The sequence below is a fragment of the Lentzea kristufekii genome (assembly GCF_033949925.1).
Lineage (GTDB): Bacteria > Actinomycetota > Actinomycetes > Mycobacteriales > Pseudonocardiaceae > Lentzea > Lentzea kristufekii.
Genome location: NZ_JAXAVV010000001.1, coordinates 607756 through 626144 on the forward strand (window position 1 = coordinate 607756; position 18389 = coordinate 626144).

General features: G+C 68.9%; 17 protein-coding genes. 2 read left to right on the plus strand and 15 right to left on the minus strand.

Going from position 1 to position 18389, the window contains the following annotated elements; all coding sequences use genetic code 11:
• Positions 1–23: 23 nt before the first annotated feature.
• From SK571_RS03005 to SK571_RS03065, 13 genes are all read right to left on the minus strand, one after another.
• Positions 24–638 carry an HAD family hydrolase gene (locus SK571_RS03005; protein ID WP_319982449.1) on the minus strand — a complete coding sequence of 205 codons (615 nt, stop codon included), beginning with the start codon at positions 636–638 and terminating at the stop codon, positions 24–26.
• A complete protein-coding gene (locus SK571_RS03010; RefSeq protein WP_319982450.1) occupies positions 635–1195 on the minus strand; it encodes an AAA family ATPase in 561 nt (186 codons plus the stop codon). Before SK571_RS03010 ends, SK571_RS03005 begins: the two co-directional genes overlap by 4 nt.
• A gap of 69 nt (positions 1196–1264) precedes the next feature.
• Positions 1265–2275 carry a hypothetical protein gene (locus SK571_RS03015; protein WP_319982451.1) on the minus strand — a complete coding sequence of 337 codons (1011 nt, stop codon included), beginning with the start codon at positions 2273–2275 and terminating at the stop codon, positions 1265–1267.
• Positions 2276–2551: 276 nt separating this feature from the next.
• Positions 2552–4876, minus strand: a complete 2325-nt coding sequence (locus SK571_RS03020; protein WP_319982452.1) for a [protein-PII] uridylyltransferase — start codon at positions 4874–4876, stop codon at positions 2552–2554.
• A gap of 18 nt (positions 4877–4894) precedes the next feature.
• Entirely contained in the window at positions 4895–5233 is a 339-nt protein-coding gene (locus SK571_RS03025) for a P-II family nitrogen regulator (RefSeq protein WP_030479675.1), read from the minus strand.
• Positions 5230–6573, minus strand: a complete 1344-nt coding sequence (locus SK571_RS03030; protein WP_319982453.1) for an ammonium transporter — start codon at positions 6571–6573, stop codon at positions 5230–5232. Before SK571_RS03030 ends, SK571_RS03025 begins: the two co-directional genes overlap by 4 nt.
• A gap of 280 nt (positions 6574–6853) precedes the next feature.
• A complete protein-coding gene (locus tag SK571_RS03035; protein ID WP_319982454.1) occupies positions 6854–8389 on the minus strand; it encodes an alpha/beta fold hydrolase in 1536 nt (511 codons plus the stop codon).
• 113 nt (positions 8390–8502) lie between these two features.
• Complete coding sequence (alc, locus tag SK571_RS03040) at positions 8503–9495, minus strand: allantoicase (protein WP_319982455.1); 993 nt, start codon at positions 9493–9495, stop codon at positions 8503–8505.
• Positions 9492–10781 carry an allantoinase AllB gene (allB, locus tag SK571_RS03045; RefSeq protein WP_319982456.1) on the minus strand — a complete coding sequence of 430 codons (1290 nt, stop codon included), beginning with the start codon at positions 10779–10781 and terminating at the stop codon, positions 9492–9494. Before allB ends, alc begins: the two co-directional genes overlap by 4 nt.
• Before the next feature lie 5 nt (positions 10782–10786).
• Positions 10787–11791 (minus strand): glycerate kinase family protein, encoded by a 1005-nt coding sequence (locus SK571_RS03050; RefSeq protein WP_319982457.1) that lies wholly within the window; start codon positions 11789–11791, stop codon positions 10787–10789.
• Complete coding sequence (gene gcl / locus SK571_RS03055) at positions 11788–13503, minus strand: glyoxylate carboligase (RefSeq protein WP_319982458.1); 1716 nt, start codon at positions 13501–13503, stop codon at positions 11788–11790. Before gcl ends, SK571_RS03050 begins: the two co-directional genes overlap by 4 nt.
• A gap of 3 nt (positions 13504–13506) precedes the next feature.
• Positions 13507–14364: an NAD(P)-dependent oxidoreductase gene (locus tag SK571_RS03060; RefSeq protein WP_319982459.1), complete on the minus strand. Its 858-nt coding sequence runs from the start codon at positions 14362–14364 to the stop codon at positions 13507–13509.
• A complete protein-coding gene (locus SK571_RS03065; protein ID WP_319982460.1) occupies positions 14361–15107 on the minus strand; it encodes a hydroxypyruvate isomerase family protein in 747 nt (248 codons plus the stop codon). Before SK571_RS03065 ends, SK571_RS03060 begins: the two co-directional genes overlap by 4 nt.
• A gap of 100 nt (positions 15108–15207) precedes the next feature.
• On the opposite strand from SK571_RS03065, the gene uraD reads away from it, so the two are divergent.
• Positions 15208–15729: a 2-oxo-4-hydroxy-4-carboxy-5-ureidoimidazoline decarboxylase gene (gene uraD / locus SK571_RS03070; protein ID WP_319982461.1), complete on the plus strand. Its 522-nt coding sequence runs from the start codon at positions 15208–15210 to the stop codon at positions 15727–15729.
• A gap of 2 nt (positions 15730–15731) precedes the next feature.
• Positions 15732–16610: a factor-independent urate hydroxylase gene (pucL, locus tag SK571_RS03075; RefSeq protein WP_319982462.1), complete on the plus strand. Its 879-nt coding sequence runs from the start codon at positions 15732–15734 to the stop codon at positions 16608–16610.
• On the opposite strand, the gene SK571_RS03080 is transcribed toward pucL, so the two are convergent.
• Positions 16537–17820, minus strand: a complete 1284-nt coding sequence (locus SK571_RS03080) for an NAD(P)/FAD-dependent oxidoreductase (protein ID WP_319982463.1) — start codon at positions 17818–17820, stop codon at positions 16537–16539. The genes pucL and SK571_RS03080 overlap by 74 nt on opposite strands.
• 30 nt (positions 17821–17850) lie before the next feature.
• Entirely contained in the window at positions 17851–18318 is a 468-nt protein-coding gene (locus SK571_RS03085) for an Imm1 family immunity protein (protein WP_319982464.1), read from the minus strand.
• Between the last annotated feature and the right edge of the window lie 71 nt (positions 18319–18389).

The following is an 18389-nucleotide window of genomic DNA, read 5'->3' on the forward strand; positions in this document are numbered from 1 at the left end:
GTCCAGACTAGCTAACCGAACGTTCACCCGATCCCGTGGCTCGCCAGGGCCCGCAGGAGCACCGGCTCGCGGCGGCCGACCGGAGCAGTGGAGATCTGCGCGAACCGCAGGCCCGCCGCCACCGCTGCTCCATCCGCGACCGGGTCGTCACCGACGTACAGGCACTCGGACGGCTCCACGTCCAGGCGGACGCAGGCGGCGTCGAACGCTCGGGCGGACGGCTTCGAGACGCCGAGCTCGTAGGACAACGCGAAGGCGTCCACGGACAGCGACTCGCGCGCGAACACCCGCCGGATGTCCCACGAGATGTTGCTCAGCACCCCGACCTTCAGCGGCCGCGCGGCCTCCAGTGCGGCGGCCGTGTCGGCGTAGGGCAGCCAGAACGCCGGGTTGTGCAGGCGCTGGAACAGCTGGTCGTCGAAACTCAGCCCGGCCAGCCGGAACAGGATCCAGTGGGCCGACCGGTTCGCCAGCGCGGTCAGGTCGCGTGCGTCCCACACCGCGCGCTCGGCGGCGTTCATCCGCGCCACGTACGGCGCCGGTGCGCGCAGCACCGAGAGGTGCGGCGGCGAGAGCCATCGGTAGGCAGGACGCCCGAAGAGGGTGCCCGCGAAGTCGAAGAGGACAGCCTTGATCACGACACCATGATGCGCAGACCACCTGAGGTCCCCGCACGGGTGAGGAGCGTCACGCTGCTGAATCCGAACGGCACCCAGCCCGCCTCGAACTGCGCGCGCATCGACGAGCCGCGGCGGACGTGGCGTTCGAACGCGTGGGTGCGCACGACGCGCTTGCGGGCGATCTGGCCGTCGAGGGCCTGGGCCGCCGAGGCGTCCAGCCACAGGAAGTGACGGGAACGCCCCGACAGCACGCCGGCGAGCACGAGCATGAACCGCGTGCCGGGCCGGGTGGACGGCTCGTGCACCACCAGCAGGCCCGTGCAGAACAGTGCCGCCCAGAAGACGCGCATCCGGTGTGTGAGGTGCACGAACACGCGCCAGTACTTGTACGGCAGCGGTACGCGCGGCTCCAGCCACGAGCGCACTTGGTCGGAGTCGAGCACGGTGACCGGCTCGTCCGCGTCGAGACGGGTGAGCAGGGTCGTCTTGCCCGCGCCGGGGATTCCGGCGAGGACTACGAGCGAGCGCGGCTGCACTCGGACGACTGCGGTCTGCGTGTTCAACACGGCGGTCATGTCCTAGAAGACGTTCCGACCATCCCTCTCGTTCAGTTTGGTCCCGTTTCCGCCGAAATGCACGGGGTTCTACCGCCAGACCACGGCGCGGTAGGTGCCGTCGGCGAACGTCGCGACGCCGATGACCTGCCCGACCTCGCTCAACCCTGTCACGGAGTGACGTGCGGCACCGGACAGCGACGGCAGCACCGTTCGCGTGCCGCCCATGTCCCAGGTGGCGGCCGAAGGGCCGACCGTGCCCGCGACGACGCCGGAGTTGTTCACCTCGGCAGCGCTCGACGGTGCGGGCGCCAGCGTCTCGGCTCCGCCGGTGAAGTAGTCCCACCGGGTCGCCTGCGACGAGAGGTCCCCGACGGCGAAGCCGTTGTCGTTGATGTCGGACGGCCGTGCGCTCGCACCCAGCTGGGTCTTGCCGCCGCGCAGCCACAGCACGCCGCCGGTGCTCGCGGTGCCGACCGCGTCGCCGAGCTGGTTGCCGCCGGCGAACGTGCCCGCGTCCAGCACGGTCCGCACGCCCGAAGCATTCCACCGGACCACGTCGCCGCCGGTCTTCCCGACCACCCAGTTGCCGTTGGTGACGTGGAGTCCGCTGCCCGCGCCGAGGACCGTCACCTCGCCGAACGAGGTCCACAGCACCGCCTGGCTCACGCCGTTGATCGTCGCGGCACCCGTGACGGTGCCCGAGTCGTTGACGTCGTACGCGACGGAACTCGTCGCCCCCGCCACCGCGAGCTGCACGAGCGAACCGGAGGGCAGCCACTTCACGGCCTGCGCCTGACCGGCGGCGTTCACCGCGTAGCCGACGACGACGTTGTCCCGGTTGACGGCCGCCGCCCACGAGTCGGACCCGAGGTCGGCGAGCTCCTTGATGCCGTCCCACCGGTCCCACCGCACGGCGTGCTGCGCGGTGCCGGCGCCGTAGGAGACACCGGCGATCGTGCCGGAGTCGTTGATGTCGGCCGCGGCGCTGCGCAGATCACCCGGCAACGTGCCGAGGTCCTCCACGGCAAGTGGAGCAGCGTGTGCGGTGGCGGGAACGGTCAGGGCCGCGACGACGGCGGCCACCATGGCGATTCTCAAGTTCTTCCTCCCCAGTCAGAACAACGAGAACTCGACCATGCCCAGGCCGGACGGAGGTTGTCCAGGAACCTGTCTCGTTGTCAGACAAGGGAATCGGCGGTGGTGCGGGTGCCCGGTACCTCCCCCGGCGCCGTCACCGCGCACCACCGCCTCTACCTGTCCGGGAAGCGATCCACCCCTCGAGGACGCTTTCCGGACACCACGAACACTGCCCGGTTTCGGCTGCCCGCAGGAGCGTGAGCACCCGGAGAGGTTGTGCGTAGAGCTACTCAACCTCTACCTGGCGGCGTCGAGCACCGCCCGTTCGATCCGGCGCCGGTCGAGGTCCGCACCCGCGATGCTGAACGAGTCGACGACCGTCGCTCCCAGCGTGGACACACGCGCCCACTGCACGTCGGCGCCGCACTGCTCCAGCGCCCCGGCCACGTGGTGCAGCAGCCCGATCCGGTCGGCGGCGCGCAGTTCCAGCACCACCGCGCCGGTCGCCTCGTCGTCGAACCACAGCACCTTCGCGGGCGGCGGGTCGAGCGGCGGGCCACCGTAGTCGCGTTCCTTCGCGGTGAGCTTGTCGGCCAGCGACAACGAACCCTCGATCGCCCTGGAGAGCTGTTCGCGCAACAGGGTGGCGTCGGGCAGCGAGCCGAACCGCGGCGACACCGTGAACGCGTCCACCGTCGCACCGCCGTGCGCGCGCAACGTCGCCGCGTGAACCTCCAGCGAGTTCAACGCGAGCACACCGGCGGCTTTGGACAGCAGACCCGGCCGGTCCGGCGCGATCACCGTCACGACCGCCACGTGGTCCTGCTTCTCCAGCAGCACGTCCGGTTTTCCCGACGCCGCAACGCGTTCCGCCATCGCCACGTGCACGGGGTCGAGCGGTTCCGGCTTGGGCAGCGCCTCCCCCGCCATCGCCTTGCGGCAGCGGGAGACCAGGTCGGCCATCAGCGCGGCCTTCCAGTCCGTCCAGACGCCCGGACCGGTCGCGATGGAGTCCGACTCCGCCAGCGCGTGCAGCAGTTCCAGCAGGATCGCGTCGCCGCCGAGGGTTTCCACCACCCGGTGCACGGTCGCCTCGTCCTCGACGTCACGGCGGGTCGCGGTGTGCGGCAGCAACAGGTGGTGCCGGACCATCGCGGACAACGTCTCGACGTCCTGCGGCCACAGCCCGATGCGCTCCCCGATCTGGGTCGCCAGCGCGGCCCCGACCTCGGAGTGGTCCTGCTGCCGGCCCTTCCCGATGTCGTGGATCAACGCACCCAGCAACAACAGGTCGGGCCTCGCCACCGTCGTCGCCAGCCGGGCCGCGTGGGCGACCGTCTGCACGAGATGCCGGTCGACCGTCCACATGTGCGCTGCGTCGCGCGGTGGCAGGTCCCGCACCGCACCCCACTCGGGGAACAGCCGCCCCCACAACCCCGTGCGGTCCAACGCCTCCACGACGTCGACGAGCCCGCTTCCGCTGCCCAGCAACGCCAGCAGTTCCTCGCGGGCCTCGCGCGGCCACGGCTGGCGCAACTCCGGCGCCGTGTCCGCGAGCCGCGTCAGCGTTCCAGCCGCGATCGGGTGCTTGCTGCGAGCCGCCGCCGTCGCGACTCGCAACAACAACGCCGGATCACGGCTGGGAATCGCGTCACGAGCGAGCGAGACCTCAGAACCGTGCAGCACAACGCCTTCGTCCAGCGGCCTGCGCGGCGGTTGCCCGCGGAGGAACGCTCCGAGCCCGCGTTTCGGCGCGGCGGCACGAGCGGCCCGCATGGCCACGTCGAACGCGTAGACGACCGTGCGTGCGGCAGAAGAAAGGGAACGGGCCAAAGCGAACCGGTCCGCCAGCCCCAGGGCCGAGGCCACCTCGTCACCGTCCTGCGCCCGCAGCACGTCACGAGGTTTCCGCGCCACCCGGCGAAGTTCGGTGCGCACGTCCAGCAGCAACCGGCGTGCCTCGTCGACGTCGGCGGACGGCCGGTCGACCAGCTGCGCGAGCGACAGCGCGTCCAGGAGCGTGAGGTCCCGCAGTCCCCCGCGGCCGTGCTTCAGGTTGGGTTCGACGCGGTGCGCGATCTCGCCGCCGCGCGCCCAGCGCTTCTGCGACGACTCGGCCATCTCGTCCAGCCGGTTGCGGACGTTGCCGCGCCACGCCTGCTTCGCGCCTTCGGCGAGCTTCTGGGTGATCTCGGGATCACCCGCGATGTGCCGGATGTCCAGCAGTCCCAACGCGGTTCTCAGGTCACCGGCGGCGACCCTCAGAGCTTCCCCCACGGTGCGCACCGAGTGGTCGAGCCCGATGCCGGAGTTCCACAGTGGATACCAGAGCTTCTCGGCGATCTCGTCGACGTTCTTGACGCCGTTGTGCACCAGGACCAGATCCAGGTCGGAATAGGGCACGAGCTCACGCCGCCCCAGCCCGCCGACCGCCACGAGCGCGATACCCGGTCCGGATACCCCCGCTCCCCCCGCATGTTTGGTCAGCCAGAACTCGTGCAGGTCCACGAGTGCCTCGCGCAGCGGTTCTGCGGCCAAGCGACGACGACCTGGTGCGAGCAGCCTTTCGCGGGCTCGCACCAGGTCGTCAGCCGTGACGACGGCCGTTTCGTTGTTCTCCACGGGCCGTCTCCTATGTTGTTAGAGCGCGTCCGATCCACGTTCGCCCGTGCGCACACGGACGACGGTTTCGACCGGAGTCACCCACACCTTGCCGTCACCGATCTTGCCGGTGCGGGCGGCCTCGACCACCGCTTCCAGCACCTTCTCGACGGCCGTGTCGTCGATGACGACCTCAATCTTGATCTTGGGCACGAAGTCCACCGAGTACTCCGCACCGCGGTAGACCTCGGTGTGGCCCTTCTGGCGCCCGTAGCCCTGCACTTCACTGACCGTCATGCCCAGCACCCCGAGCTGTTCGAGGGCGCCCTTCACGTCGTCCAGGGTGAACGGCTTGATGATCGCGGTGACCAGCTTCATTTCTTGTTGCTCCCCTCGAGAACCGCGGTCGCGCCCGCGGCCACGCTCGGCTTGCCGGTACCACGCGCACTGGTGAGGCTGCCGTACTCGTAGGCGCGCTCAGCGTGCTCAGCCTCGTCGATGCTGGCGACCTCGGCCTCCTCCGACGCGCGGAACCCGACGGTGAACTTCACCAGGTAACCGAGCGCGAGGCTCAGCACGAACGAGTACCCGAGCACCGCGAACGCACCGACTGCCTGACGCCAGAGCTGGTCGACGCCACCGCCGTAGAACAGACCGTTGATCTTGGCCGGGGCCGCCTCGCTGGCGAACAGACCGATCAGGATCGTGCCGGACAGACCACCGACGAGGTGCACGCCGACGACGTCGAGCGAGTCGTCGAAGCCGAAGCGGTACTTGAGCGACACCGCCAGGGCGCAGAGGACACCGGTGATCGCGCCGATCGCGATGGCGCCGACCGGGGTGACCGCGGAACAGGCGGGGGTGATGGCGACCAGACCGGCGATGACACCCGACGCGGCACCGAGCGTGGTGGCCTTGCCGTCGCGGATGCGCTCGGTCAGCATCCAGCCGAGCATCGCGGCGCAGGTGGCGACGAGGGTGTTGATGAAGGTGACACCGGCGGTGCCGTTCGCGCCCAGGGCCGAACCGGCGTTGAACCCGAACCAGCCGAACCACAGCAGACCGGCGCCGAGCACGACCAGCGGCAGGCTGTGCGGCTTCATCGGCTCCTTGGGCCAGCCGACGCGCTTGCCGAGCACGATCGCGAGAGCCAGACCCGCGGCACCGGCGTTGATGTGCACCGCCGTACCACCGGCGAAGTCGATCGCGAGGAGCTTGTTGGCGATCCAGCCGCCGGGGTCGACGACGTTGCCGGCCTCGTCCTTGCCGTCGAAGTCGAACACCCAGTGCGCGACCGGGAAGTAGACGATCGTGGCCCACAGGCCCGCGAACAGCAGCCACGGGCCGAAGCGGGCGCGGTCGGCGATCGCACCGGAGATCAGCGCGACCGTGATGATCGCGAACATCGCCTGGAACGCGACGAACACGGTGCTCGGGAGCTTGCCGACCAGCGAGTCGGCGGCGAGCAGCCCGTCGAGGCCGAAGAACTCGAACGGCTTGCCCAGCAGGCCTCCGCCGACGTCCGCTCCGAATGCCGCCGAGTAGCCGAACAGCACCCAGAGGACACCGACCACGGCCATGGCGCCCAGGCTCATCATCATCATGTTGAGCACGCTCTTCGAACGGACCATGCCTCCGTAGAAGAAGGCAAGGCCCGGCGTCATCAGCAGCACCAATGCGGCGCTGGTGAGCACCCAGGCGGTGTCCCCTGTATCCACTTCGACCTCCACTGCACGTCGGTTGCAGGGAGCATCGAGATGTCCTGTTTCACGCACTTACGCGCAACGTTTCGCGGAGGTGAACTGTGGGGCCGACGTTGTTACGTCCGCGTTTCGCGCCGTTCACGGACTCGATTCGGCCACCTCACGGCGGCGATGTGGTCACGAGAAGTAGCGCTCGGCTCCTTCTTTCCGGGGATGCGGGCCACGTCGATGGAGGTCGCTCGTGACACCACGATGCCCCCGGCACGAACACCGGGGGCATCGCGACCGACAAGTGCTAGCGGACCGAGAACGGGCCCGCCGGGATCCGCGGCTTCGCGGACATGATCGACGCCTCGGCCGGCGGCTCGACAGCGGCACACGAGGTGCCGTTGCGCGGCAGCTTCAGCGAGACCAGGTACTCGTTGTTGATCTTCAGCGTGCACTCGCTGCGGTCGTAGACACCGTGGCCCCAGCCTTCGTAGGTCAGGAAGACGGTGGTGTCACGGGACTGACGGTGCGCGTTGACCGCCCACTCGTACGCCGTCGCCGGGTCGTGCTTGGCGTTGGTGAGCAGGATCTTCGGCGCGTTCTTGATCTTCAGCGTGCGCTGCGGGTTCGTGGCCTTCGGGAACCCGACGCAGCCCATCATGGCGCCGTGGCCGAGCGAGGAACCACGCGTGTTCGGCGCGATCCTGTTCTCCGACTTCACCAGCGACTGGTACTCGCCCCACGAGCTGACGCGGAGGTTGTAGTCGTTGCAGAAGATGCCCGGGAACGGGTTCGGGAACGTCTCCTCGGCCGCGAAGGCCGAGAAGGCCGACTTCGGAGCCTGCGTGCCGTCGATGATCTGCTTGATCTGGTCGGCGAAGCCCTTCCAGGCCGGCCCGTAGGCCATGCTGACCACTCCGCCGCCGAGGTCCTCCGGCGTCAGCTTGGCGTTCGGGTCCCACGGTGCGGGCACCTCACCGCGCTCCGCCTTCGCCAGCAGGTCCTTCCAGATCTTGCGGAGGTCCTGGCCGTAGAACGGCGAGGTCGGCGTGCGGTCGTTCCACTTGACCCACTCGTTGAACGAGTCCTCGGCGGTGCGCGCCTCGGAGTCGAGGAACTGCTTCGTGCCGAGGCTGTGGTCCATGTTGGAGTCGATGATCATGGCGCGGATGTTGCGGCCGAACTTCTCCGCGTAGTGCTGGCCCATGATCGTGCCGTACGAGATGCCGTAGTAGTTGATCTTCTTCTCACCCAGCGCGCGCCGGATGGAGTCGATGTCCTGCGCCACCTCCGCGGTGGAGGCGTTGTCGAAGATCGCGCCGGACTGCGTGCGGCAGTCCTCGCGCAGCGCCTTGTTGTACGTGACCAGCGCGTCGAACTCGGCCCTCGTCTTCGGGTAGACCGACGGCTGCTTCTGCAGCATCTCCGCCGAGCACTTGATCGGCGCGCTGCGCGCGACACCACGCGGGTCGAACCCGATGACGTCGAACTTGTCGATGATCTCCTTGCTGAAGTACCCGTCGGCGCCGAACGAGAAGTTCACGCCCGACCCGCCCGGTCCGCCCGGGTTGATCACCATCGCGCCGATGCGCTGGGACGGGTCGGCCGCCTTGAGGCGCGACACGGCCAGCTTGAACTTCTCACCGTTCGGCTTGGAGTAGTCGATCGGCAACTCGAGGAAGCCGCAGTCGACCGTCGGCTTCTCCTCGCACGGCTTCCAGTCGATCGCGCCGACCTGGTACTCCGGCTGCCCTTCCGGAGCCGCGACCGCGACCTGACTCGCACCTAGAACCAATGCAGAACTGGCGATCGCGGCGCCAAAGGCGCGCACCATCGGTTGCATGGATGTCCTCCCTAGATCCCCGATCTTGCGAGAGGAACGCTTCCACCGATCGTGTGACGCAGACAACCATCCTAGGTAGGGACACGAATCAGACCGTGGTCGTACAACCACAGTCAGTTAGTCGTTTTGGCCCACATCGTCTGAAGGTGTGATACGCCATCGCTCGTAAGGGTGCCGAGGATTCGGAGGCGTGCCATGCCGCCGTCCGGATAGATGTCCAGACGGACGGCCGTCGCCTCGGTCGCGTCCACGACGAACCGGTGCCGCGTGTCGGGCTGAAGCCGGGTGCGCGGGAGCAGGTCGAACCACGCGTCGGGGTCCTTGCGCTCGTCGCAGCCGCGGACGGACGCCCAGCCCGGCGCGTTGCCCTTGAAGTGGCTGGTGTCGAGCTCGACGAGCTGCACGACGCCGGGAGCGGCGAGCCGGAGCGACACCCAGTCGTTGCCGTCGTCACGGCGGCGCGCGGTCTCCCAGCCCTCACCCATGACCGTGGCCTGACCAGGGGCGATGAGGTTGTTGGGCGAGCTGTAGAACATGTTGCTGCAGCCGGTGACGACAGCGCCGTTCTCCAGCGCGGCGAGGTCGATGCCGCCCACGAGCAGACGTGGGTCGGCGAGCGGTTCGCCGTGCACGCGCAACCGGGCCACACCGCCGTCCGGGTCGATGGTCAGCCGTACGTGCGTGACGCGGTGTCCTTCGGTGACGTCGAAGAAGTGCTTCTCGTCGCCCTTCAGCGCGGTGCGCTCGACGAGCGGGAACCACTCGGTGATCTCGTCGGCCGACGGGTAGCCGTCGACCTGCGCACCCTCGACCCAGCAGAACGGCGGGTAGTTGCCCTTGAAGAACGCCGTGTCCACGACGATCCCGCGCACGACGCCGGGCATGCCCAGCCGGACCACCGCCTGGTCCACGCCGGCCTCACGACGGCGGCGGGTCTCCCAGCCGTCGTACACCTGGCCTTTGTGACCGAAGGTGTAGGTCTGGTAGACCGGCTCGGCGGGCTTGATCAGGTTCTCCCGCTCGGCGAACAGCTCGTCGTTCGCCCACACCACACCACCACCGACCGCGCGCGAGGCGAGATCGGGCAGCCGGGTCCACTCGGTCATGCTTCTCCTCTGCGTAGCAACTTGCCCTGTGCCTGGCTGATCTCCTTGCCGCGCAACCAGGTCTGACGCACGACCCCGTGCAGCTCACGGCCGTGGTACGGCGTGACGGGGTTGCGGTGGTGGAGCTTGTTCCTGTCCACCACGAAGGTCTCGTCCGGCGCGAACACCACGAGGTCCGCGTCCTTGCCTGCTTCGATGGCGCCCTTGGTCTCCAGCCCGACCTGGCGTGCCGGGTGCGTCGCCATCCAGCGGACGACGTCGGTGAGGTGGAAACCGCGCTCCCGTGCGCCCGTCCACACCGCGGGCAGACCGAGTTGCAGCGACGCGATGCCGCCCCACGCCGTCGCGAAGTCGCCTTCCTTCAGCTCCACCGTGCTCGGCGAGTGGTCGCTGACGACCAGGTCGATCACGCCGTCGCGCAGGCCCTGCCACAACGCCTCGCGGTTCTCCGCCTCACGGATCGGCGGGCAGCACTTGAACTCCGTCTGCCCGTCGTGGATCTCCTCGGCGGTGAAGGTCAGGTAGTGCGGGCACGTTTCGGCGGTGATCCGCAGACTCTCGCGCTTGGCGGCCTCCAGGATCGAGAGCGCGTCCGACGACGAGAGGTGCAGGATGTGCGTCCGCGCGCCGGTCCTGCGGGTCAGCGCCACGACGTCCCTGATCGCCTTGTTCTCGGCCTCGCGGGGCCGAGACGCCAGGAAGCCCGCGTAGTCCGGCTCGGAGTCACGAACCGTGTGCGCGTCTTCGGCGTGCACGATCGTCAACGCGTCGAGCGTGGCCAACTGCCTGAGTGCCACTTCGAGTTCGTCGGTCGTGACGGCCGGGAACTCGTCCACGCCCGAGTGCAGCAGGAAGCACTTGAAACCGAAGACACCGGCCTCGTGCAACGGCTTCAGGTCCGCGAGGTTGCCGGGGACGATGCCGCCCCAGAACCCGACGTCCACCGAGACGTTCGCCGCGGCCTTGCGCTTGATCTCCAGCGCCGCCACCTCGACCGTGGGCGGGATGCTGTTGAGCGGCATGTCGATGATCGTCGTGACACCGCCTGCGGCGGCGGCCCGCGTGGCGGTCTCGAAGCCCTCCCACTCGCTGCGGCCGGGATCGTTGACGTGCACGTGGGTGTCTACCAGCCCCGGCAGCAGCACCTCGTCGTCCGCGAGGTGCACCACGTTGGGCGAGTCGATCCGGGGCTCGACCGCGACGATCCGGCCGTCGACGACACCGACGTCGCACGCGATCTCGCCCTGCGGGGTCACGACCCTGCGGGCGCGGAAGACCAGGTCCATGGCACTCACTCTGACACCCACTCGCGGGCGATGCGACCGCCGAGAACGCCCAGCAGTGAATCGGCCTGGGCCATGCACCGCGTGACGTCCGGTTCGACGTCCAGCAGCGCGTAGGCGGCCTTCAGCCCCAGGTCGCCTGGCTCGACCGAGCACTGGCCCGCCACCGCGACCACCGGCACGGCACCCGAGGCCCTGACCACCCCGTACGGCGCCTTGCCGTGCCGGGTCTGCTCGTCGAGCGACCCCTCGCCCGTGATCACCAGCGACGCGCCGGCGACGGCCTCGGCGAACCCGGCCAGTTCCAGCACGACCTCGATGCCCGGCCGGAACCGCGCACCCAGCACCGCGAGAGCGGCGAACCCGATCCCGCCCGCCGCACCCGCGCCGGGCAGTGAGGCGTGCTCCGGTCCGATGCGCCGGGCGAACTCGGCGAGCCGCGCTTCGAGGATCTCCACCTGCTCGGGTGAAGCTCCCTTCTGCGGCCCGTAGACCGCCGCCGCGCCGGAAGGACCGAGGAGCGGGTTGTCCACGTCCGAGGCCAGCACCAGGTCGACGCCTTCGAACGACGTCTTGCCCAACGCCTCCAGCATCCCCGCGCCGCCGTCCGTGCACGCGCTGCCGCCCAGCCCGAGCACGATCGTGGTGCAGCCGACGTCCAGCGCGGCTTTCAGCAGCTCACCGACGCCGTAGCTGGTGGCGTCGAGCGGCGCGGGCCGCTCCAGCAACGTCAGTCCGGCCGCCGAAGCCACCTCGACCACGGCGGTCGTGCCCCTGACCGCGAACGACGCGGGCACCGGCTTGCCCACCGGCCCGGTGACCCAGCGCCCGACCTTCACGAACCCGGCGGCGACAGCGGCGTCGACGGTGCCGTCGCCGCCGTCGGCCACCGGGAGGAGGCGCACGTCCACGTCCGGGACCGCCTCCCGCAGGCCGCGCGCGACGGCGGCAGCGACCTGCGGGGCGGTGAGCGATCCCTTGAACTTGTCCGGCGCGACGATCACTCGTGTCACGGCAGCGGCTCGAATTCCTTCATCGCGGCGATCGACGTGCCGTTCGCGGTGTTGCCCTCGCGCTCGATCATGATCTCCACGAGCACCGGCCGCGACGTCCTGTCGGCCTCCTTGCGCGCCCACTCCAGCGAGGCGCGGATCTCGCTCGGATCGGCGACCCGGACGCCGGAGCAGCCGTAGGCCTCCATGATCTTCACGTTGTCCGAGCCGCTCGTGTCGTAGTGGATGTCGACCTCGTACTTCATGTCGTAGCCACCGTGGTCCTCGGCCATCCGGATCAGGCCGAGGTACTCGTTGTTCAGCATGATCAGCACGAACGGCACGTCGTACTGGGCGCCGACCGCGAGTTCCTCCACCAGGAACTGGAACGAGTAGTCGCCGACGATGCCGACGACCTCGGCGTCACGCCCAAGGGAATTTTTCAGCGCCTTCTTCACACCGATCGCCGCCGGGATCTCCCAGCCGAGCGGGCCTGCCTGGCCGCAGACCTGGTAGTGCCGCGGCTTGTGCGCCTTCTGGTGCTGGCCGGACCAGATCTGGTAGAGCCCGATGGCCGTGACGAAGTACGTGTCGGGGCCGTAGAACTCGTTGATCTCCTTGAAGACCCGCGGTGCCTTGACCGGCACGGTGTCGAAGTCCTCGCGCCGCAGCAACGTCCGCTTGAGCTCCTGGCAGCGGTCGACCCACTCGCCGGCCGCACGTGGACCACGCGCTTTCGCCTTCTCCAGCAACGCCTGCAGGAACAGCTTGGTGTCGGCCACGATCCCGAGGTCGGGCCCGAAGACCTTGCCGATCTGCGTCGGCTCGACGTCGACGTGGATGAACTTCCGGTCGCCGCGGTAGGTCGCGAGGTCGCCGGTGTGCCGGTCGCCGAACCGCGCGCCCAGCGCCAGCACCAGGTCCGACTCCAGGAACGACGCGTTGCCGTAGCGCTGCGAGGTCTGGATGCCGGTCATGCCCGCGTAGAGCGGGTGGTCCTCGTCGATCGCGCCCTTGCCCATCAGCGTGGCCTGGATCGGGATCTGCAGGAACTCAGCCAGGTCCAGCAGCTCGGCGGACGCCTCGCCGAGGATGACACCGCCACCGGCGAGCAGCAGTGGGCGTTCGGCGGCCAGCAGCATCTCCAGCGCGCGCTCGACCCGTGCGTCGGACGGCACGCTTTTCGGCACCGGCAACGGTTCGTCGATCGTGGAGTCCCACTCGATCTCCTGCTTCTGCACGTCGATCGGCAGGTCGATCAGGACCGGGCCGGGACGGCCGGAGCGGGCGATCCGGAACGCCTCGCGGAAGATCCACGGCATCTGCGCGGCTTCCTTGACCTGCACCGCCCACTTCGTGACGGGAGCGGCGATCGAGACGATGTCGACGGCCTGGAACGCCTCCTGGTGCAGCTTCGACACCGCGGCCTGGCCGGTGATGCACAGGATCGGCACGGAATCGGCCTGCGCGGTGTAGAGACCGGTGATCATGTTCGTGCCGGCCGGTCCCGAGGTGCCGATCGCGACGCCGACGTTGCCGGTCGTGCGCGACCAGCCGTCGGCCATGTGCGTGGCGCCCTCCTCGTGCCGGACGATGAGGTGCTCGATCGAGCCGTCCTGCTCCATCGCCTTGTACAGCGGGAGGATCGCGGCGCCGGGGCAGCCGAACACGGTGTCGATGCCCTCGGACTTCAGGACCTCGACGACCGCCTGCATGACTGGGATCTTCGGCATGTTCTACGACCTTCCCGCGAAGTTCTCGATGACCTTGAGCAGCGCGGAGTGGTCGAGCGACCCGTAACCCTGCGCGCGTGCCGCCGCGACGAGAGCGGCGATCTGGTTGGTGACCGGCAGCGCGACGTCGGCGGCGCGTGCCGCGTCCAGTGCGATGCCCATGTCCTTGTGGTGCAGGTCGATCCGGAAGCCCGGCTGGAACTCGCGCGCGATCATGGACTCGCGCTTGAGGTCGAGGATCCGGTTCGCGGCGAGACCACCCGCGAGCACGTCCAGGCCCGCCTTCGGGTCGACGCCGGACGCCTCCAGCAGCACGATCGACTCCGCAACGAGGGCGTAGATGCCGCCCACCATCAGCTGGTTCGCGGCCTTCACGACCTGACCCGCGCCGTGCGGTCCGACGTGGACGATCGTCTTGCCGACGACCTCCAGGAACGGCCTGGCGGCGGCGAAGTCGGCCTCGTCGCCACCGACCATGATGCTCAGCGACGCCTGGACCGCACCGGTCTGGCCGCCGCTCACCGGCGCGTCGAGCACGCGGACGTTCGCCAGCTTCTTCGCGATCTCGATCGACGTGGACGGCCGGATCGTGCTCATGTCGATCAGCAACGTGCCGTCGTCGAACGCGACCTCGTCGATCACGGCCTCGACCTGCGGGTGGTTCGGCAGCATCGTGATGACGACCTCGGCGCCGCTCACGGCGTCCTGCGCGCTCGAAGCGGCCTTGCCACCGTCGGCGACGAGCTTGTCGAGCGAGGCCGGGCTGAGGTCGAAGCCCGTCACGTCGTGCCCGGCGGCTACGAGGTGGGCCGCCATCGGGCTGCCCATGATGCCGAGGCCGATGAAACCGATGCGGGTCATGCTTGATCCCTCCAAGCGAAGGAGTGGGTGACGGGCTTGTACTCGGCGCCGACGAAGCCCGTGTAGCCGTTGGCGCGGAGCTTCGCGAGATGCCCGAAGAGGTCGAGCTCGCCGGTGCCGGGCTCACCACGTCCGGGAGCGTCGGCGATCTGCACGTGACCGATGCGGTCGACGTGGTCGGCGAGGAGGTCGAGGTCGTCGCCGTTCGTGGCGAGGTGGTAGAGGTCCGCGAGCAGCTTCACGTTGCCGCGGTCGATCTCGTCCATGAGCTCGAACGCCTGGTGGGCGGTCTTGATCGGGTACTTCGGCGCGCCGCTCAGCGGTTCGATCACGAGCTGGGCGCCTGCCTGCGCCGCGACGTCGGCGGCGAAGCGGTAGTTGGAGACGGTCTGCGCGGTGGTCTCGAAGTTGCCGTGCAGCGCGTTGAGCGTGCGGCAGCCGAGGCGGGCCGCGATGGCCGCGGTGATCTCGACGTTCGCGCGGAACTCCGTCTCGCGGCCGGGCCAGCTCGCGAGGCCGCGGTCTCCCGCCGGCATGTCGCCCGCGTAGAGGTTGAGGCCCACGAGACGCACCTGCGCGTCGACGATGGCGCCTTCGAACGCCTCGATCTCCCGCGTCTCGGGTACGGCGTCCGCGAACGGCCACCAGATCTCGACCGCGTCGAACCCGGCGGCCCGCGCCGCCTGGGGGCGTTCCAGCAGCGACAGCTCGGTGAAGAGCATGGACAGGTTTGCGTCGAACATCTTGGGTCGTTCCTTCCCACCCAGAGAAGATTCCACTCTGCGGAAGTTGGATTTCGCTCTATGGAGACACTAGACATCTCGCTCGACCCAGGTCAAGAATGTGGAAGTTAGATTCCGCGATACAGAAACTTGGAGAGCCGTGGACAGCTTCAACAGCGCCCCGGAGGCCGAACTGCGCCCCCTGCTCACCGAGTGCCTCGCGGTACCCCGCTGGATCGACGCGATGGTGGCGGGCAGGCCCTACGCGTCGGTGGATGCACTCCTCGCGGCTTCTTCGGTTGCAGCACTTGGACTTTCCGACGAGGAGGTGCTCGGCGCCATCGCCGGGCACCCGCGCATCGGCGAACGGCAGAAGACAGGTGGGGTGTCGGCGAGGTGGTCGCGGTCCGAACAGTCCGGTGTGGACGCCTCACAGGCTGATCGCCTGGCGGCCGCCAACGCCGCGTACGAGGATCGGTTCGGGCACATCTACCTGGTGTGCGCGACCGGCCTGAGCGGTGCGGAGATGCTCGACAACCTGTCCTCGCGGATGGACAACCCGCCGGATGTCGAGCTCCGCGTCGTCAACGACGAACTCGCGAAGATCGCCGCGTTGCGGCTGCAGAAGCTGATCGGGAGCTGAACATGGCCATCGTCCTGGGCCCCAACCAGTACGGGAAGGCGGAGAACCGCCTCGTCACGGTGTCGCGCAACGGTTCCGTGCACACCGTCAAAGACCTGACCGTCAGCACCTCGCTGCGCGGAGACCTCGCGGACACGCACCTGACCGGCGACAACGCCAAGGTGCTCGCGACCGACACGCAGAAGAACACCGTCTACGCCTTCGCCAAGCAGGCCCCGGTAGGTGAGATCGAGGACTTCGCGCTGCGGCTGGGCCGGCACTTCGTCGGCTCGCAGGAGCCGATCACGGGCGCCCGCATCCTGATCGACGAGCACTCGTGGGACCGCATCGACGGTCACGACCACTCGTTCGTCCAGGGCTCGAACGAGAAGCGCACCACCGCCGTGACGGTCGACGGCTCCCAGGCATGGGTCGTGTCGGGCGTGCGCGACATGGTGGTGCTGAAGTCGACGGGGTCGGAGTTCCACGGCTACCCGAAGGACCCGTACACGACGCTGAAGGAGACCGACGACCGCATCCTGGCGACGTCGGTGACGGCCCGGTGGCGCTACATCGGCACCGACGCCGACTGGGCGAAGTCGTTCGCGGAGATCCGGTCGATCATGCTGAAGACGTTCGCGGACAAGCATTCCCTGTCGTTGCAGCAGACGCTGTACGCGATGGGCGAGGCCGTGCTGAACGCCCGCTCCGAGGTCGCCGAGGTACGGCTCTCCATGCCGAACAAGCACCACTTCCTGGTGGACCTGAGCGCGTTCGGCCTGGAGAACGACAACGAGGTCTTCTACGCCGCGGACCGCCCGTACGGGCTCATCGAGGGCTCGATCCTGCGGGACGACGCCCCCGAGGCTGGTCTTGCCTGGAGTACTTTGCCAGCCTTCTGAACACGACCGGGTTGAGCAGGCTCGCCGGCGAGGCGACCATGTGCACGACCCGGACGAAGCGGCTGAACAGGTCGGGGTCGTGCACGATCCCGGCCTGCCACTTCTTGAGGTACCAGCCGAGCAGGCCACCGCGCCTGGGCCCCACCCAGCTGCGGTCGGCGTTGCTGGACATCGCCCACGACCCCTTCGAGGTCTTCGCGATCTTCCGCTGGAACGCCCGGCACCCCTTGGCGCTGAAGTCCCCGTGCTGCCGGAACAACAGCGCCTCCATCGCCGCCACGGTGATCCCCTGCCCGTACACGGGGTTGAACGCGCACACCGCGTCTCCCACTGCCACCAGCCCGCCCGGCCAGTTCGCCACGTCCTCGAAAGCGTTGCGGCGACTGGCCGTGCGGGCGAACAGGTAGACCGGCGTGAGCGGTTCGGCGTCGGCGAGCATCTTCGAGATCGGCACTCGCAACGAGTCCAGGAACTCCTGGTAGCCGTCGAGGTCACGCGGCGGGTGGTCACCGATGGCACCCTGCGCGGTGACCATGAGCCGGTCGCCCTCGACGCGCATCGCCGCGACGCCCCGCGGGAGGTCCGGCGCGGACAGGCTTTCCGCGTACACCACCGGAAAGTCCTCCGGCGCGGTGTAGATCCGGGTCGCGTACCCCGTGCCGGAGTCGACCACCTCGGGTTCCGGCGTGGTGATCCCCGCGGCCGCGAGCCAGACCGGCAGCTTCGACGACCTGCCCGTCGCGTCCACGACGAGATCGGCATCGACCCTGCCGTCGCGGGTGAGCACGCCGTCGACGACGCCGTCGCGGAACGACAGGCCGGTGACGTGCACGCCCTCCACGATCTCGGCGGTGACCCGCCGCCTGATGCAGGTCTCCAGCAACGGGCGGCTCAACGACAGCAGCGGCAGGCCGAGGGGCGTCTTGGCGAGCCAGCCGAGCGGGTTGAGGATCCGCATGTCCCCCGCGTCGGCGAGCACCGCCCCCTCCGCCACGAGTTCGTCGCGCAGTCCGGGGAACAGCTCCTCCAGGAGTTCGCCGCCCCGCACCAGCAGTCCGTGCGTGTGTCTGCCCTGCGGCACTCCGGCCCGGTACTCGGGCTCCTCCGACAGCTCGTCCCGCTCCAGGACCACCACCTCGTCGCACGTCTCGGTCAGCACCCGAGCAGCGAGCAAGCCGGCGATTCCCCCACCCGTCACCACGGCCCTCATGCGGCCATTCAACCAGCGATCAGCTGGGAGTCAGCGGTTCTCGCTCGTGCGCAACGACATCTGCTGATCACGCCACGAGTGGAACAGGTCGGCCTCGCAGTACCAGTCGACGCCGGTCGGCCGTTCGCCGGAGACCATGAACTCGATCAGCAACTGCCGGAACTGGTCGAGCGGTACACCGACGCCGGGTGGGAAGTCCGTGTACTTCTCGTTGACGTACGGCGCTTCCGGTGACCCTTTCGGCCAGCCCATGAAGGCGTTGTCGACGTAGTACATGTAGCCCCACTCGCCGCGCACGGCGAGCACCACGTTGTGGTCCGGTTCGCCGTCGGCGGTGAGGTCGCGGCCGAAGTGGTCGAGCGATCCGTCGTTGCACTCGGGCCTGTCGAGCAGCCGGATCAGCGTGTCCACATCCGCCTCACACGCGACGACCTGGTACTTGTGTTCGGCCGTCTCGAGGTCGGGTAGGCCGGTCCAGAGGCCCGCACGCATGCTCATGCGAGCCACCCTGCACCCATTACCCGCACTATTCGACACCCATTGACAGAACCACACGAACGGGTGATGGC

Bases quoted from the DNA above. Each gene is read 5' to 3' on its own strand.
- SK571_RS03010 (WP_319982450.1), bottom strand. From the start codon at position 1,195: ATGACCGCCGTGTTGAACACGCAGACCGCAGTCGTCCGAGTGCAGCCG.
- SK571_RS03025 (WP_030479675.1), bottom strand. From the start codon at position 5,233: ATGAAGCTGGTCACCGCGATCATCAAGCCGTTCACCCTGGACGACGTG.
- SK571_RS03035 (WP_319982454.1), bottom strand. From the start codon at position 8,389: ATGCAACCGATGGTGCGCGCCTTTGGCGCCGCGATCGCCAGTTCTGCA.
- alc (WP_319982455.1), bottom strand. From the start codon at position 9,495: ATGACCGAGTGGACCCGGCTGCCCGATCTCGCCTCGCGCGCGGTCGGT.
- allB (WP_319982456.1), bottom strand. From the start codon at position 10,781: ATGGACCTGGTCTTCCGCGCCCGCAGGGTCGTGACCCCGCAGGGCGAG.
- gcl (WP_319982458.1), bottom strand. From the start codon at position 13,503: ATGCCGAAGATCCCAGTCATGCAGGCGGTCGTCGAGGTCCTGAAGTCC.
- SK571_RS03060 (WP_319982459.1), bottom strand. From the start codon at position 14,364: ATGACCCGCATCGGTTTCATCGGCCTCGGCATCATGGGCAGCCCGATG.
- SK571_RS03065 (WP_319982460.1), bottom strand. From the start codon at position 15,107: ATGTTCGACGCAAACCTGTCCATGCTCTTCACCGAGCTGTCGCTGCTG.
- pucL (WP_319982462.1), top strand. From the start codon at position 15,732: ATGGCCATCGTCCTGGGCCCCAACCAGTACGGGAAGGCGGAGAACCGC.
- SK571_RS03080 (WP_319982463.1), bottom strand. From the start codon at position 17,820: ATGAGGGCCGTGGTGACGGGTGGGGGAATCGCCGGCTTGCTCGCTGCT.
- SK571_RS03085 (WP_319982464.1), bottom strand. From the start codon at position 18,318: ATGAGCATGCGTGCGGGCCTCTGGACCGGCCTACCCGACCTCGAGACG.